General features: G+C 59.0%; 12 protein-coding genes and 2 pseudogenes. 8 read left to right on the top strand and 6 right to left on the bottom strand.

Annotation, left to right across the window (positions count from 1 at the left end; all coding sequences use genetic code 11):
• Nucleotides 1-26: 26 nt before the first annotated feature.
• Entirely contained in the window at nucleotides 27-905 is an 879-nt protein-coding gene (gene ptrR, locus KSS91_RS10310) for a putrescine utilization regulator PtrR (protein ID WP_007980886.1), read from the bottom strand.
• A gap of 100 nt (nucleotides 906-1005) precedes the next feature.
• Between ptrR and KSS91_RS10305 the strand changes: the two genes are divergently transcribed.
• On the top strand, nucleotides 1006-2397 hold the full coding sequence (locus KSS91_RS10305; protein WP_217837831.1) for an aldehyde dehydrogenase family protein: 1392 nt from the start codon (nucleotides 1006-1008) through the stop codon (nucleotides 2395-2397).
• Nucleotides 2398-2454: 57 nt separating this feature from the next.
• Here the strand turns inward: KSS91_RS10305 and KSS91_RS10300 are convergent, their stop codons facing one another.
• Together KSS91_RS10300 and KSS91_RS10295 are read right to left on the bottom strand one after the other, a co-directional pair.
• The gene (locus KSS91_RS10300) at nucleotides 2455-2643 is read right to left on the bottom strand and encodes a hypothetical protein (protein WP_015095786.1); all 189 of its coding nucleotides are present in this window, start codon (nucleotides 2641-2643) and stop codon (nucleotides 2455-2457) included.
• Between the two features lie 332 nt (nucleotides 2644-2975).
• Nucleotides 2976-3395, bottom strand: coding sequence for a DUF3016 domain-containing protein (locus tag KSS91_RS10295; protein ID WP_437179738.1), 420 nt, complete (start codon nucleotides 3393-3395; stop codon nucleotides 2976-2978).
• Between the two features lie 301 nt (nucleotides 3396-3696).
• Here KSS91_RS10295 and KSS91_RS10290 point away from each other — a divergent pair, with 301 nt between their 5' ends.
• The 3 genes from KSS91_RS10290 to KSS91_RS10280 all read left to right on the top strand — a co-directional run bounded on the left by KSS91_RS10290 (nucleotide 3697) and on the right by KSS91_RS10280 (nucleotide 6561).
• On the top strand, nucleotides 3697-4038 hold the full coding sequence (locus KSS91_RS10290; protein WP_217837830.1) for a hypothetical protein: 342 nt from the start codon (nucleotides 3697-3699) through the stop codon (nucleotides 4036-4038).
• 390 nt (nucleotides 4039-4428) lie between these two features.
• The gene (locus KSS91_RS10285; RefSeq protein ID WP_217838381.1) at nucleotides 4429-4887 is read left to right on the top strand and encodes a DUF6130 family protein; all 459 of its coding nucleotides are present in this window, start codon (nucleotides 4429-4431) and stop codon (nucleotides 4885-4887) included.
• A 198-nt stretch (nucleotides 4888-5085) separates the two neighbouring features.
• Nucleotides 5086-6561: a DUF1254 domain-containing protein gene (locus KSS91_RS10280; RefSeq protein WP_217837829.1), complete on the top strand. Its 1476-nt coding sequence runs from the start codon at nucleotides 5086-5088 to the stop codon at nucleotides 6559-6561.
• A 44-nt stretch (nucleotides 6562-6605) separates the two neighbouring features.
• Here KSS91_RS10280 and KSS91_RS10275 read toward each other — a convergent pair whose 3' ends face one another.
• Entirely contained in the window at nucleotides 6606-6785 is a 180-nt protein-coding gene (locus tag KSS91_RS10275; protein ID WP_217837828.1) for a hypothetical protein, read from the bottom strand.
• A 523-nt stretch (nucleotides 6786-7308) separates the two neighbouring features.
• Between KSS91_RS10275 and KSS91_RS28165 the strand changes: the two are divergent.
• Nucleotides 7309-7443 (top strand): annotated as a pseudogene (locus tag KSS91_RS28165) (tyrosine-type recombinase/integrase); the annotation flags it as partial.
• 1080 nt (nucleotides 7444-8523) lie between these two features.
• Here KSS91_RS28165 and KSS91_RS10265 read toward each other — a convergent pair.
• The gene (locus KSS91_RS10265) at nucleotides 8524-9537 is read right to left on the bottom strand and encodes an FAD:protein FMN transferase (RefSeq protein WP_217837826.1); all 1014 of its coding nucleotides are present in this window, start codon (nucleotides 9535-9537) and stop codon (nucleotides 8524-8526) included.
• Between the two features lie 361 nt (nucleotides 9538-9898).
• On the opposite strand from KSS91_RS10265, the gene rsxC reads away from it, so the two are divergent.
• Both rsxC and KSS91_RS10255 read left to right on the top strand, forming a co-directional pair.
• Nucleotides 9899-11299 (top strand): electron transport complex subunit RsxC, encoded by a 1401-nt coding sequence (gene rsxC / locus KSS91_RS10260; RefSeq protein ID WP_217837825.1) that lies wholly within the window; start codon nucleotides 9899-9901, stop codon nucleotides 11297-11299.
• Complete coding sequence (locus tag KSS91_RS10255; protein ID WP_217837824.1) at nucleotides 11296-12249, top strand: RnfABCDGE type electron transport complex subunit D; 954 nt, start codon at nucleotides 11296-11298, stop codon at nucleotides 12247-12249. The genes rsxC and KSS91_RS10255 overlap by 4 nt, the downstream gene beginning before the upstream one ends.
• A gap of 38 nt (nucleotides 12250-12287) precedes the next feature.
• Here the strand turns inward: KSS91_RS10255 and KSS91_RS10250 are convergent.
• Nucleotides 12288-12545 (bottom strand): annotated as a pseudogene (locus KSS91_RS10250) (transposase); the annotation flags it as partial.
• A gap of 491 nt (nucleotides 12546-13036) precedes the next feature.
• On the opposite strand from KSS91_RS10250, the gene KSS91_RS10245 reads away from it, so the two are divergent.
• Nucleotides 13037-16423 (top strand): Ig-like domain-containing protein, encoded by a 3387-nt coding sequence (locus KSS91_RS10245; RefSeq protein ID WP_217837823.1) that lies wholly within the window; start codon nucleotides 13037-13039, stop codon nucleotides 16421-16423.
• Nucleotides 16424-16451 lie beyond the last annotated feature (28 nt).

Below are 16451 nucleotides of genomic sequence, written 5' to 3'. Positions count from 1 at the left end.
TTTCAGCGCAGACCGTTAACTTTCCACTATTTATCGATCAACGCGACACCACGCTCCTCCAGCAAGCGCACAAACATCGTGAGGCTCTGCGACACCGTCCCCCTTCGCCACACCAGCCAGGTGCGCAGATAGCGGAACGACTCCGACAACGGCCAGACGCTGACCGTCGTACACCCCGGCATGCTTTCGAGCATGCTGCGTGGCATCAGCGCCAGGCCGGCCCCGGCGCTGACGCAGGCCAGCATGCCGTGATAGGACTCCATTTCGAATATCTTGCCGGGCACCGCCGCGCCATTGGCAAACCAGCTTTCGAAATGATGGCGATAGGAGCAGTTGGAGCGGAAGGCATAGATGTTTTCGCCATTCACATCCTTGGCCCGATGAATCGGCTCATGATTGAGCGGTGCGATCAGGACCATCTCCTCCTCGAACGCCGGTACGCCTTCCAGCGCCGGATGCAACACCGGCCCATCGACAAATGCCGCGGCCAGCCGCCCCGACAGCACCCCGTCGATCATGGTCCCGGAGGGACCGGTGGACAGGTCCAGCTCGACCTTCGCATGTTTCTGGTTATAGGCGGCCAATAGCTCTGGAATTCGTACCGCTGCAGTGCTTTCCAGCGAACCCAGGGCGAAGGCGCCTTGCGGTTCTTCACCCGCTACGGTGGCCCGCGCCTCTTGAACCAGGTCGAGAATGCGTCGAGCGTAATCCAGGAAACTCCAGCCGGCTGGCGACAAGCGCAGGCGACTCTTCTCGCGGATAAACAGATCCACACCCAGGTCCTGCTCAAGCTGCTTGATTCGGGTGGTGAGATTCGATGGAACCCGGTGAATATGCTGGGCGGCAACGCTGATGCTGCCGTGCTCGGCGACAGCCTTGAAAATTTCGAGCTGAACCAGATCCAAGTCATTCTCCAAACGTGAACGTTATGCTCAGTATTATTCAGTTTCCATAAAACATATACCCCCATAACCTGAGCACATTCCTACCCAGCAGGACGGTGCCATGACCCACGTATCCAGCCTTACCCATGCCATTTCGATCAACCCGACCACGGGCGAGCAGATCGGCCAGTACCCTTTCGAATCCGATTCGGCATTACAGGCCGCGCTGGCGCGGGCCACTACCGGGTTTCGCACCTGGCGCGGCAAACCGGTAGAGCAACGCGCGCAGCTGTTGATCAACCTCGGCCAGGCCTTGCGCAGCAATGCAGAGGCCATGGCCAGCATGATCACCCTGGAAATGGGCAAGCCGATTGCTCAGGCCCGTGGCGAAATTGAAAAATGCGCACAGCTCTGCGAGTGGTACGCCGAACAGGGTCCCGCCATGCTCAGCGCAGAACCGACCCCGGTTGAAGGCGGCAAGGCACGCATTGAATATCGCCCGCTCGGCCCGATTCTCGCCGTCATGCCGTGGAACTTCCCCATCTGGCAAGTGCTGCGCGGCGCGGTTCCCACCCTGCTCGCCGGCAATACCTACGTACTCAAGCACGCGCCCAACGTCATGGGCAGCGCCTACCTGCTGCTGGAAGCCTTCAAGCAGGCGGATTTTCCTGAAGGTGTCTTCGAGGTCATCAACGTCACCCCGGATGGTGTATCCAAGGCAATCGCCGATCCACGCATCGCGGCTGTCACCCTCACCGGTAGCGTGCGTGCAGGCATGGCCATCGGTGCTCAGGCCGGAGCCGCGCTGAAGAAATGCGTATTGGAACTGGGCGGCTCCGACCCGTTTATCGTGCTCGACGACGCGGACCTCGATGAGGCGGTCAAAGCCGCCGTAATCGGGCGCTATCAAAACACCGGACAAGTCTGCGCCGCTGCCAAACGCCTGATTGTCGAGCAAGGCATTGCAGAGGAATTTACCCGCAAGTTCGTCGAGGCCACCCAACGACTGGTCGTCGGTGATCCGCTCGCCACCACCACTTACATCGGCCCGATGGCGCGCTTCGATCTGCGCGACGAACTGGACCAACAGGTGCGCGACACACTGGAAGAAGGCGCGACCTTGCTGCTGGGTGGAAAGAAGGTCGAAGGCACCGGCAACTACTACGAACCCACTGTACTGGGCGACGTGACCGATCAGATGACATCCTTCAGACAGGAGTTGTTTGGTCCCGTGGCTTCAATCATCACGGCCCGCGACGCCGCCCATGCGCTGGAACTGGCCAATGACAGCGAGTTCGGCCTCACCGCCACTATTTATACGCGCAATGGCGAACTCGCCCGGCAGATGGCTGGCGAACTTGAAACCGGCGGCGTATTCATCAACGGCTATAGCGCCAGCGATCCGCGTGTCAGTTTTGGAGGCGTGAAGAAGAGTGGCTTTGGCCGGGAACTCTCGCACTTCGGAGTGCGCGAGTTCTGTAATGCTCAGACGGTTTGGCTGGATCGGCGTTAAGGGCAATACAGTGCTTCGATCTGGCTCAATCTGGCTCAACGAACGCAGCGCAAGCAGTCAGCCTGACATCGCGATCCTCAGCGCCACTGCTGCTTCAAGCAGCTTGTTCGCCTGGGTCGAGACAGCTGCAGCCATTTCTTCATCCCCTGCTTCTCTGAGCGTTGCAGCCAGATCGAGCAGCTTCCCCACCTCGGCCTCGATAGTGCGGACGGATTCGCCTATTTGGTATTTAAGTGAATGAGCCATCTCGATCAGACCTCGGACCGGATTAAAGACAAATCCCACCTGGGCGAATACTCAAGCCATTCAGTGGCGCTTCACTGACCGCCATTCGATTGCCCCAAAACCATTGTGGAGTACTGAGCAGAGAGTATCGAAAGTTTTGATGTCGTGTCGTACTCCAGTAGCACTTGGCCCAACGGTTACGCCACGGTATTTCGTATTCAGCTGTCACACCTTCGTCACACCGATCAAGCACAATACGGACAGCCAAAGGGATTTGGCCCATCTACAGAAAGCCCGGCCCAGCGCCGGGCTTTTTACTTTCTGGCCCATGTTCCCCAAGGCGGACGACTGATTCAGAGTACAGGGTGGTTCAATTCAACCCGCTCTGATGGTGCCCGGCGAATTGTCTCTGGAACCAGTCCGAGAGCATCGCCTTGATCGATGCTCGGCCAGGTAATGTCGCGCATGAAGCGCACCTCATAGGCGTTTATCCTCCAGGGTTCGTAACGACCGGCCAGGTCGATGTTGCGTATTTCAATTTGCAGCTGCTGGTCGGCTGGCAGGTACCGCTCGCCAAGCGTCTGGAGGTAGCTGCGCAGCTCTTTCATGACATAAGGATCGGCCACACGTTCATAGCCCGGACTGTCCAGGCTGGCATCGCTGAATTTTTCGGGGTTATTGAAGATGACTTCGACCGAAGACGCTGCGGTGGCCGGTGGCAACTTGAACAGCGCCAGCAGTGCGATCGAGGGGCAAAAGGTTATTGAGCGCATGGCATCCCCTTCGGGTGCAACGCTTTTCAATGCATGCGGCACCCTGTTCAGTTTACGCCTGAAGCGCATGCCCGCTGCGTGTGTTTCCACCTCCTGTCGTGGGTCAGCGCCGCTCTTTTCACACCAGCCGAATGAGCAGCAAGACCATCAGCGCATTCAATGGCCGTGCGCAGGCGATCCTGGCGCGCGCGACCTGACTCAACCGCAGCACGCTCCATGACCTCGGGATGAACTGAAGACTTCACCCGTAACGCGCCTACACTAAAAGGTACAGCGATTGAGAGGACATGGAGCTCCACGCATGCGCCCTAGCGCCCTTGTGATACTCCTCATCAGCTATGGCGTGCTGATGGTGGTTTTTTTCAAGCTAAATGCTCGAAACAATCGACGCCGCAGAGAAGGTCTTTACGAAGCCTTTGAAACTGCAATGCGACAGCATGGGATCAAGTCCTTCGAGATCATCAAGGAAAGTATTCATATCGGTAACAACTTTCGACCATCAGAACTCTACCGGATATTGTTAGACGACTCAGGGCACTACTTTCTTTACTTGCACGCCAGTAACGCGCAGCCAACTTTAATGCCACTGACCGAAGAGGGAGCGTTACAAGCTGCACAGGACGAGATGGGAATTCAGGCATAGACCATCGCAACCGCCACCACCAGGGACCATGAAGAAGCGGGGATGGTGGTTAAAACAACTCGTACCAAAACAGAATCATGCTCGTAGCCAAGCCGCTGGTAACGATCCCGACTCCAAACATGACGCCCAGAAGCAGAGTTTTTGCCCACATGGCTCGAATCTCCGGATACCGCATTCAATGAATGCTTCAGTATCAGCACCCGAGCAAAATCCAAGCCATTTGGCACAGGTAAAGCCCGGGCCCAGCGATTGCACTGAAAAAGGTCTATTCGGGTCGTGAAACATTCCCCAACAAGGGGTTCGCTTACCCTACATTTTGGGCTGAAACACCCAATGACTGGGGCTCGGTTTGATCTAGGCTTGAATGAGATCACCCGGGAGAAAAACACCATGTCCCTCTCTCTCAGAAATCCATTGGCCTTTGCTTTGGCGGTGTTCTTTTGCACAGCCGCGCGCGGGGAAGGAGCCACAGACACCTACCACCCACCGGCAATACTTCCTCTGGAATCCGAGACGGCGCCAAGACTCATTGCCGAGCCGCCGCTTGCCGAGCCCCTTGCCCGCGGAGTCGTCATTATCCAATACCGCACAGAGCACGCGAGGATCATGCCGGTATTTGGTAAAGCGGCGGCTGATGTATCACCCCGCCTCGGGCACCTTCACGTGACCGTCGACGACTGGAAAGGTACATGGGCGCACACCAGCGAAGACCCGATAATCCTGGTCGGACTGCCCCCCGGCACTCACCAGGTTCTTCTTGAAGTGGCCGACCCGACTCACAAAATCCTTACCAGTACGACAGTGCGGTTCATCGTTCCGGAAAAGAAACCGGCTGACGCCCCTCATTAATCGCCACTCCGCCTCAGTTGTCTTTTTGCCGCAATCGAAGAAGTTTGCCTCCAATACTGACTGTTCCCCAGTCAATAGCGGAGGTTTGCTTAATGGCCTACGCTCAGATACGGCAGTAAACCAGCTGGAGTCTCGGCGTGTTCAAACGCTGATCAAGACGTCCAGGGCAGAGAGGATCTTGGTCGGGAGCGACAAAGGATGAAACCGGAATATTCATGCATCAAATGGATCGCCATCGCTGCCGTTTCGGTGGCGCTTGTATCAGGCTGTGCCAGCAAAAACGACCCCGTGGCCCAGGCCGAGAAAGCCGATGCAGCCAAGGGCATCGCCGCGCCCAGCCTCACGGAAACGAAGGCCATCGCCGAGGAAGCCTTCATCTATGGACTGCCGATCGTAATGAACTATGCGGTGATGTATGAGTACGCCGTGGACAAAAGCGGCCCGCAGTTCAAGGCCCCCTTCAACCAGATCAAGAACGAACCCCGTGTCTTCACTTACCAGGATACGGCCATCGTCACGCCCAACAGCGATACCCCCTACTCCTTCCTATGGCTGGATCTGCGCGCCGAGCCCATGGTGCTCACGGTACCTGCAGTAGAAAAGAAACGTTATTACTCGGTGCAACTGATCGACGGCAACACCTACAACTACGGCTACATCGGCAGCCGCACCACGGGGAACGGCCCGGGTAACTATATGGTGGTCGGGCCTGACTGGAAGGGCTCCATGCCACCCGGCATCAGCAAAGTCTTCTATTCGACAACGCCCTTCACGGTGGCCGGCTACCGAACCCAGCTCTTCAATCCCAAGGACATGCCGAATGTGATCAAGGTCCAGTCCGGCTACAAAGTCCAGCCGCTGTCGGCGTTTTTGAAGCAACCGGCGGCGCCTGCTTCGCCGGTTATCAATTTCCCTCCAGGCACCACCGCGGGGATCAAGGAGAACTTCTTCGAGTATCTTGACGCCGCACTCCAGTACGTACCGCCAACACCGGAAGACCGGGAAATTCGGGCTCGAATCGCGAAAATCGGCATTGGACCGGGCAAGAGCTTCAAGCTCCAGGACCTCTCGCTCGAGCACAAGGCCGCTGTCCTGCTGGGCATGAAGGAAGGTGACGAGAAGGTGGACAAGTGGTTGTCCGGCGGACTCAAGAACGTCAATGGCTGGGGCATCGGCTCGTACTTTGGCGACCGCCATTTCTACAATGGTGACTGGTTGAAGCGCGCGGCCGCGGCCAAAGGCGGTATTTACGGCAACGATGCCGTGGAAGCCACTTACCCCATCACCCGCACAACCGCGACCGGCAAGCCACTGGATGGCAGCAAGCATAACTACACACTCACCTTCCCGGCGGGGCAACTACCTCCAGTGAACGCCTTCTGGTCGGTGACCCTGTACGACGGCAAGACACAGCTCCTTATCAAGAACCCGATCGACCGCTATCTACTGAACTCGCCCATGCTGCCTGGCATGAAAAAGAACGCCGACGGATCGCTGACCCTCTACATCCAACGGAACTCGCCCGGCAAGGCGCTGGAAAGCAATTGGCTGCCCGCCCCCGACGGCCCGATTTACCTGGTGATGCGCCTCTATTGGCCCAAGGAGGCACCGCCTTCAGTCCTGCCGGCTGGCGAAGGCACCTGGAAGCCAGCAGGCATCGTGGTATCGAAATAGAACACGCGCCAGATCGCGCAGCCCCCCGGCATTTGTCGGGGGGTTTACCGTTCCAGTACAAGCCTGTCTTCGCTGACAGGCAACAGGTGCGGTGCATTTATCCGGCCTTCCAATCTGCTCACGAACGCCAAGGCTTCGGCATAGCTGCGAAACGTGACGCACCACGCGTTCATCCAGACATTCCAGTCTTGCGGTGTCCTCGCTTTTTCGATTTTTATCAGCATCCTGGCATCCCTCCTTTTTGCGGTTTAACCCAGCCTCGAACCTGGAAAAACCGAAATGCGGCGTGTGAACTGTTGTCTGTGTGTCCCGGTTGAAGGTGTGGGGAGAACGGCCCACAAGGTGAGGAGGAGCAGATGCGGATTTGGCGGCATTAGAAGCTTGCGTCAAAGCGAACGGCAGGACCTGCCTTTGCTTACCTTCCTCGAGGCGCATTTAAAACGGCTGAAGGGGGGATTAGAAAATCAATAATCATCAAAAATATGTCTATGGGAGCCTTGGCGGGACTTGCAGGGGCAATCTGGGGGGATGGTGGTCAGCCCGGATGTTGACGCATCCGATCAGGCTGTTTTTTTGCTTCGGTGTTGAGACTTCGTTGGTGTAGGCCTGGCAGGCTGCCGGCTGAACCGTCGGCAAGGAGGACTGACAGCCGCAGGTCCACAGTGACAAAGCGATCACGCAAGCGCTTATCGGAAAACAGAGCATGGCGTTTGATCGTATCGAGCTGGATGAGTGGGCGGACGCCTACAGTACGGTCAGAGTAAGGACTGGTTTTTTTCGTACAACGGCAATGCGATGCACCGGATGAATGATTCGGCCTGGAAGAAAGCGCGGGTGAGAGCGGCGAATCTCTGGCGGGAGGAAAACCTTCGCCCCGCTCACCAATGAAAAAGCCCAACTGGTTAGAGTTGGGCTTTTTCATTGAATAATATGGTCGGGACGGAGTGATTCGAACACTCGACCCCTAGCACCCCATGCTTGAAATGGGCATAAAGCCCAGCATTTGCTGAGTCTTCTACTGGCGCTCGCTGCAAACGGTGCCTTACAGAGCCAAACCGGGATTAGCGAATCCCCGAAAAAGTCCCCACACTCTATCCGTACTCCCTAGCGTCTGGGCAAATGCTCCCTTCTACCTATTTTACGATCAACCTCTAGGCGAATCAGGTCGAGCAACGCGGATCGGCGGACTTGATATAAGCGTCGATCGTAACGCCCGTAGCTCTCAGCTTTCGACGTATTCAGTACACAGTCTGGGGGTCGATACTGCCACTGAATTACCTTTGCGTAGCCCAAATAGGGGATGGGGATTAGAACATTTTTCACATCCACGAGGGATTTTAAGTCCCAAGAGAAAACCAATCAGGACGCGCCTTTCAATAGTTTTTCCGGACCGCAATCACGCCTTTTTGGCTGCCATCCTGGCCAATGTTTCCGCATACCTTTCAGAGATTGCGGACCGAAAAAAACTCCATTTCAGCGTCAAAGTATGGTATCGCTCCGAAGCGACTTACACCGCAGATATGCCGATCACGCATACCGTAGCGTTTCGCTGTGTGGTTTCGTTCAAAGCGTTGGGCGATCTTCTGGAGAGAGTCGCCTTTCTGCTAGTGATCCCACATCAATTTTTTCTGGCTTTCGGTGTAATAGATCCGAGGTCTCTGCTTCATCTGCAACACTCCTTCTGCTTACTGTGTTGCATCGACCCGTTGAATCCACAGCCAAAAACAGCCATTCCGTTGTGTCTACGAAACAGGGGTGATTCAGTTCGACAACGTCTGAAAGCCCCCAGATCTTCTACCCATGATACCGTCCTTATCAGAGTAAACCGTCCGGGCATCCCGTCTGGACTGGCCCCGCCAAGCTAAGAGATGGTGTCCACTTTTCAAGTAAACACCATCCTGGTCGCTCCGCGAAGCGCTGCGCATTAGCGCTTGGTCGACAGGTAGGCGAGGCTTCCTTCAACTACTGCTTCGTCTTGCCCTGCCCGGGAAACAACGACTCGAATCGCGGCGTCGCCCGGGCAACGAATCCCTGCCCCTGGCGCATGATGAAATAGGCAGCGAGGTCATGCCGCTCGGCGAAGGCATAGCCTTCCTCCGGGCCGAGCACCATCAACAGCGTAGACAAGCCATCGGCATGCAGCCCCGAAGGGTCGACTACCGTCACTGCCGCCAGCGCGTGCTTAACCGGCCTGCCGACACGTGGATCGAAGGTGTGCGAATAGCGCTGGCCACCTTCCTGGAAATAGTTGCGATAATCGCCGGAGGTGGAAACGCTGTAGCCATCCAGTGCAATGGCCCGCTCCATTTGCTGCTCGCTTCCGCCGCTCGGCACCTCCAGGGCGATGCGCCAGGACGAGCCATCCGGCTTGCGGCCGAGCGCCTTGAGTTCGCCGGTGATCTCGACCAGATAGGCCTGGATACCCAGGGCCGAAAGCCTATCGCCGACCCGATCCACCGCATAGCCGGCGACCATGCTGTCGAAATCCAGTTGCGCCGCCACATCCTTGCACAGCTTTTCGCCATCCAGGCGCAAGTGCTGATGCCCTACCCGTGCCCGCTCCCGTGCCAGCGCGCTAGCATCCGGCACGTGCTCCCCCCGTGACTGCGGACCGAAGCCCCAGAGGTTCATCAATGGCTGCACCGTCAGGTCGAAAGCCCCACCACTTTCGCGGAACAGAAACTCACCGTACGCCAGCAAGCGATGCATATCTTCCGGCAACGCCTGACAGGCGCCGGCCGGCAGATCGTTGAAGTGGGAAACCACGGAGTCGTCGCGCCAGTTGGAAAACTGCTGGTCGAGCGCCCCGAGTATCGTCTCGACTTCGGCCTTTACTCGCTGCGAGTCGGGCGTCTGCGCGGCGGGTACGTACTGGATCGAATAAGTGCTCCCCATGGTCGGTCCGGAAACGCGCTCGATCCGTTCGCCACAGCCATACAGCAACGTCAACAGCATCACCAGCAGGCTTACGCGCATCAATCAACCCCTCTCTGATCCTGGCTGCCCCTTCGCGGCGCGCTTTTTTACCCAAACTGCAGGCACCACTGCTTACAAGAGATTAAAGCTGCATTGCTGGGAATAGCGCCCGGCACGCCCCGCACGCTGGCGCTACCCGCCACGATCACTGCCTGACATCGTTCCCATGCTCCCACATGGGGTGACCAACCGTTCATCAGCAAATTTGATCAAAAAATGAACAAAACCTCCATTCGGCACTCTGAGTTCCGCGGGTGATCAATTGTCCCCCTCTCTTTCCGCTCTACGTCCCGGAAGCAAAAAAACATTATGTGCATTAGCGCATAGGGGTGTTTTTTGCCAAAAAATTGGAGGACAGAAAATGTCTAGCCATTCGTTGCAGAGCGTCGAACGCATGCAGAGCCGCGTCCGCGCCCAGCGTCAGCCGCAACAGAAACCCTTCTGGCGCAGCCTGCTGGCCATCGCCTCACCCTCACAGCGTAGTTGGCACGGAGGGATCGAGCTCAGGGGCTACAAAGAATTATCCAACGCCACGCCGGTTGCCCCGGTCGCGGTCGCAAACATACAGCTGGCGATTCCGCTCGAGCGGGGTCGCCGGTCTGTCCAGCCTTGCGTGCAGCCGGGACAGCATGTGCGCAAGGGCGAGGTGATCGGTATTGGCGATGACAACACCCCTTGGGTGCATGCCAGCACCTCCGGCATCGTGGAACGGATTGATCTCGCCTTCGCGGCCGACTCGGCCGAGCCGGTCATGGCCGTCATTCTGAACGCAGATGGTCTGGATGAGTGGATCGAACGCCCAGTGCTGGGGCTACCGCAAACGCCCGAGGCGCTGGTCGAACGAGCATTGCAGATGGGTATAGTCGGCCTTGGTGGGGCGGGTTTCCCGACGGCCCTCAAGCTGGCCGGCGCCCAGCAGCCCGATCTTCTGCTGATCAACGGTGCCGAATGCGAGCCCTTCCTTACTTGCGATGACCGTCTCATGCGCGAACGTGCCGAGGCGCTGATCGAGGCCGCCGACTATGTCGCCGCACTGATGGGAGTAACGCTGACCCGCTTCGGTATCGAAACCAACAAACCTCAGGCGATGGCCGCGTTACGCGCCGCCGCTCGCCAGGCGCGCACCCGGGTCGAGATATGTCCGCTACCGGCGCGTTACCCGGCAGGGGGGCAGCCGTTGATGATCAAGAGCCTTAGTGGCCGCAACCTGGCGCCAGGGACCCTGCCCGCCGATATCGGCGTACTGGCGATGAATGTCGCGACGCTCTACGCACTGGGCCGGGCCATCTTCCATGGCGAACCACTGGTAAGACGCGTGCTGACGCTGACCGGGGACTGCGAGCGCCCCGGGAATGTCCTGGTGCCGGTGGGTTACCCGGTCAGCGCACTGCGCGCAGTTGCTGGCGCGGCCCCCGAAGGCCAGTTGACCCAGGTCGGCGGGCCGATGATGGGACAGCCGTTACCGGCCCCCACTGCCGTCATCAGCAAGACCAGTAGTTGCCTGATATTCGGCGCCGAGCGCTACTTGCCGGCACCTCAGCCCGTAGGCAGTTGCATTCGCTGTACGCGCTGTGTGGATGTCTGCCCGATGTCGCTCAGACCGCTGGATCTCTACGCTGCTGCCGAACGCCTTGACAAGGCCAGCCTGCAGGAACTGCGATTGGATGCCTGTATCGAATGCGGTAGCTGCAGCAGCACCTGCCCGAGCAATCTGCCGCTGCGCGAACGTTTCCGCCAGAGCAAGACGGAGCTACGTGCATGAGCCTGATACTCCGTCCTACCGCGCACCGACAACTGCGCACAATGATGCTGCTGGTCAGCCTGTGTCTCCTGCCAGGCACCGCACTGTACGCCTGGCAATTTGGCATCGTGGTCTGGTTGCAGACCTTCTGGTGCGTGCTGCTCGCCCTGGGCTTCGAAGCCGGCCTGCTACGCCTGCGCGGACGTAATGTCCGCGAGGGTTTGAGCGACCTGAGCTGGCTGGTGCTAGGCCTGATACTGGCTCGGGCATTACCGCTGCTGGTGCCGCTGTGGATGATCGCCCTGGCCAGTTTTGCCGCGATCGCACTGTGTAAACACGGCAGTGGAGGCCTGGGCCGCAACCGCCTCAACCCCGCCATGGTTGGCCTGGGGATCATCGCTATCTGCTTCTACCAGCTATTGTACCCAGCGCCTTCGAACTATGCCCCCTGGACTCTCACCCTGAACGCCAAGGCGGTTCTTCTACAACAGTTACAGCTGGCGCCACGCCTTAACCTCGATGCGTTCGCCGGCGCCACTCAGTTGGCCAAGAACCAGTTCACACTGATCACCCCCAATCTGTCGGGGTACGGCTACATTGCCGGCGGTTTGCTACTGGCAGCCCTGCGGGTGATCCGAATCGAGATTCCGCTGGCGATGCTCGCGAGCACAGTATTGCTGTGCATGGCAGCCGGCCATAGCCTACAGGAAAGCCTGTACAGCCTCAGTCTCGGTGGCTATCTCTTCACCGCCTTCTTCATCGCCACTGATCCGGTCACCAGTCCCGATACACGCGCCGGTCGCATCCTCTTCGGCGCGGCCATTGGCGCGTTGACTGAATTGATTCGCGAATTCGGGCTTTATGCCGATGGTCTCTGCTTCGCCGTGCTAGCCGCCAATCTGCTGGTGCCCCAGATCGATCGGTTGGTGCTGCGCATACAGCGCCCCGTACATACGAACACTTGGCACTGAGAGCGTGCGCAGCGAGTAGCCCGCGCCTTTTCGGCGGCTAAACGCCCCTTCAGCCACATCAACTCGACGTTGTGTTCGGCCTCGCGTTCTAGCCGACGGCTGAACTGAATCCGATTGAGATAGCCGTGAATGTAGATCTTCAGCAAGACCGCTGGATGGTAGGCCGGACGCCCCGTTGCAGCAGGATCGACACCCTCAAACCCAAGAGCACCCAGGTCGAGTTCATCGACGAAAACGTCGACCACTTGCACTGTATTTTCATTGGCAACGTAATCGTCCAAGCACTAAGGCAGCAACGTGACTTGCGTCCGAGCCTCCCCCTAAATGAATCGCTTCATGATCGCCCCCGATACGATCTTGTAGTGGTCAACTGATCCCGGACACGACGTTAAGTTTTTTCTCGGTCTGAGCTGGGGCCAGCCCACCGCAACAGACTGCAATCGGCCAAAATCAGCCCTTTTCGACCAGTCAAATCCTGTCGTCTCAGGGCAAGAAGCCTCAACCAAAAACGGTCGGTGAAATAGGGCCTCAAGTATCTCCATAAATGGGGCACTAGACCCACCCAGCCAAACGTTCACCACCAAACCTGAGGAATATTCCCCACTCCCCCGCTACTCTCGCCTGTAATATTTAGAAACAGACTGCTAATTAATTTGAACTTTTTCTTCCCTCTATGGTGGTGGCTCATTAGTTGCACCACCCCCTGATACCCGCAACAGCTGTCGTCCCGGACATCATGGAGACGGCGGGGGCCTGCCAGCTTCGGCATGACGCGAGGGGTGAAAAAATGAAACGCGCGACACTACGATGCAGCTCCATCACCTTTCTGCGCAGGTCAAGCCTGCCCTGGGCGATGCTCCTTACCCTGACCACCGTCAACGCCGTACCGCTGGATGATTTCGGCCCGCCACCACCGACGGACCCCTCGGCGTTTAGCAACCCGCCGGCCGATCTCGATGCCGCGGCGGCTGCCATACGGGCCATGCCACCCGTCAACCAGGGCGCCATCGCCCTGCCCAATGGTGTTTTTGGCACCCGCACCACGCCGACGACCGACAATGTGCTGCCGCCAGCCCTGCAGACCTCCTTCAAGATCCCCACCAATGGCAAGCCCAGCCCATTGTTCGGGGCTCAGCCGTACACTCAGCAATTGCTGCTGTTCGAAGAATTCGGCACGGAAAAACTCGACCCGACACTGCCGGCACCGCCCCTGACCTTCCCGGTTCCGCTCGTCGGCCCGGCGCCCACACAGGACCCGAACAACATCGCCCGCAGTGGTCCTTCGGCCGCAGCGCTGGTAGCCTTCATGCGCCAGCCGGGGCTGTTCCCGTTTCCGTCGCAGTTTTCCAACGTGCTGGACCGCAACCCGTGGAAAGCGCAGATCGAAGCCTTCCTCAACCGCCATCCGGTCGGTTCGCCGGCCGAAGGTCGTCCGCCAGGAAAAGGCTGGTCGCACCAGCGCTGGAACGAGTTCTACCCACAGGTCGCCTTCAAGACCGTGCAAGCGGGCGCCCAGCTCAACAGCGGCATGCGCGACCGCCGACAGTTGCACAACTACGCCGTCGGTGAGTTCGGGCCTGGCGGGCTGTACAACCAGACCTCGAACACCCCGGTCATTGCGGGCACCACCAAAGGCATAAATGTTCGTTTTCACCCCAACATGCCGATCCAAAACCACAAGGCGCTCTGGACCTTCGACGGCACCTTTCCGCCAAAGCTGTTGATGGTGCGTTACGGTCAAGCCGCGCTGATGCGTCACTACAACGCCCTGCCGATCGATCCGTCGGCCAACATGGGGTTTGGCCTGCACACCCTCAGCACCCACGAACACAACGGCCACTCCCCTGCCGAAAGCGATGGCTTTTCCGGTGCGTTTTTCTTTCCGGGGCAGTACTACGACTATCGCTGGCCGATCCAGTTGGCCGGTTACGACACCATCAACACCAGCGCCCAGGATCCGCGTGCAGCGTTCCCCTGCGCCCCGGGCGAAACCCTGTTCGTCAACGATGCCACCCCGGGCCTGAAGACGTGCAACAACGGCAGCATCAAGATCCGTGGCGACTGGCGCGAAACCATGAGCAGCCACTGGTTCCATGACCACATGGTCGATTTCACCGCGCAGAACGTCTACAAGGGCAACGCGGTGATGATGAATTACTACAGCGCCCTGGATCGTGGCAACGAAGCGCTGCAAGACGGCGTCAACCTGCGCCTGCCCAGCGGTTCGGCATTGCCCTGGGGCAACCGCGACTATGACGTCAACCTGCTGGTAGCCGACAAGGCCTGGGATCAAAACGGCCAACTTTGGTTCAACCCGTTCAACACCGACGGCTTTCTCGGCGACCAGATCCTGGTCAACTGGCAGTACCAGCCGCGCCTGAATGTGCGCGCGCGCAGCTATCGCTTCCGCATCCTCAATGGCTCGGTGTCACGCTTCTTCAGGATCGCGCTGGTGCGTGAAGTCGTCGGCACCGGTGGCGAATTCCCCGGCCCGACAGGTTCCGGCCTGTCTTACACCCGCGTGCCGTTCCACTTGATCGCCAACGACGGCAACATAATGGAACACGCCGTGCCGTTCGACGGCAGCCTGGATCTGGAAGGTAACGGCGACCTGCAGGACCACAACGCCATCTTGCCCAGCATGGGCATCGCCGAGCGTTACGACATCATCGTCAACTTCGCGAAAAACGGGATCAAGACCGGCGACAAGCTGTACTTCGTCAACCTGATGGAGCACCAGAACGGCAAGGGGCCGGAGGCCACACTGCTGAGCCTGGCCGACGTACTGTCCGGGAGGTACAAGGCAGTGCTCAAACTGGGCAGCAAAGGGCTGGAATGGGACGCCGGCGACCCGGCGGTGGGCAAGTTCATGCAGATGGTGGTCCAGCCTTATGCTGGCCAGGACGTGAGCATGAACCCCGCCGACTACGAACCCGCCAAACCGGGCAAACCGGCCGGCAAGACCATGATCCCGCTGACCCTCAACCGCGACGACCCAGCGATGCAGGCCAAGCTCAAGGTGGCGCGGCATCGCGAGTTCATCTTCGGCCGCTCCGACGGTACCGACGAAGCCCCCTGGACGATCAAGACGGACGGCGGTCTGGGCTTCCAGATGGACCCTCGAATCATCAGCGCCGCTCCGCAACTGGCCAACGGCCCGACCGCTGCCGGGTTCTCCGGCGATGGCACCCTGGAAGTGTGGAAAATCAAGAACGGCGGCAACGGCTGGAACCACCCGGTGCACGTGCATTTCGAAGAAGGCATCGTCCTCAACCGTGACGGCAAGGCACCGCCGGAATGGGAAAAATGGGCGCGCAAGGACGTCTATCGCATCGGTCAGGGCATCGACAGTTCGGTGGACGTGGACATTGCGATCCGCTTCCGGGAGTTCGCCGGGACCTACATGGAGCACTGCCACAACACCCAGCACGAGGACACCTCCATGCTGCTGCGCTGGGATGTCGAACACCCCGGCCAGTTCCAGTTGATGCCAACCCCCCTGCCTGGCTGGGACGGCGTCACCTACGTCAATTCCGCCGCGCTGCCGACCTTCCGCACTGGCGATAGACGTGAAGAGGACGGCGATAACCAAAAACCTGTCGCCAACCCCGACAGCGCCATCAGTAACACCGGCCAACCGGTGATCATCAACGTGCTGGCCAACGACACCGACCCTGACGGTAACGTGCCACTCAAAGTGGTGGGCCTGGAGCAACCGGACTCCGGCAAGGGCGTGGTCAGCACCGATGGTCTGCGTGTGATCTACACACCACCGGCCACGGTCCCCGCGCCGTTCACCGCGACCTTTTCCTATAGGGCCAGCGATGCCAGGAACGCGGAGTCGACACCGGCGACGGTGTCCGTGGCGGTCTCGGCAGCGATCAACGAGAACCTGATCGTCACCGGCGCCACCGTCACCGCCCGCAGCAACAGCCGCTACTACTGGGTACTGTCAGGCACCACCTCGCGTGGCACGGGCAATAGGATCACGGCGACGGCCACGACCACCACCGGTACGGTAAACCTTGGCGCCGCCACCCTGACGCTGACACCGACAGGCGCGCGCTGGAACATAGCGGTGACGACCGCCGGCAGTGGCCCGTCGCCTAACCCGACGGCGACCATCAAGTCGGCCTTCGGCAAAACCGTGACAGTGCCAATAAAGCCGAACTGAGTACAACCAGGCTTTAGCAATGAGGGCC

It is taken from the genome of Pseudomonas azerbaijanorientalis, assembly GCF_019139795.1.
GTDB classification, from domain to species: domain Bacteria; phylum Pseudomonadota; class Gammaproteobacteria; order Pseudomonadales; family Pseudomonadaceae; genus Aquipseudomonas; species Aquipseudomonas laurylsulfatiphila.
Note: the sequence above shows the minus strand (reverse complement) of the source record. Positions and strands in the feature narration are given on the sequence as shown.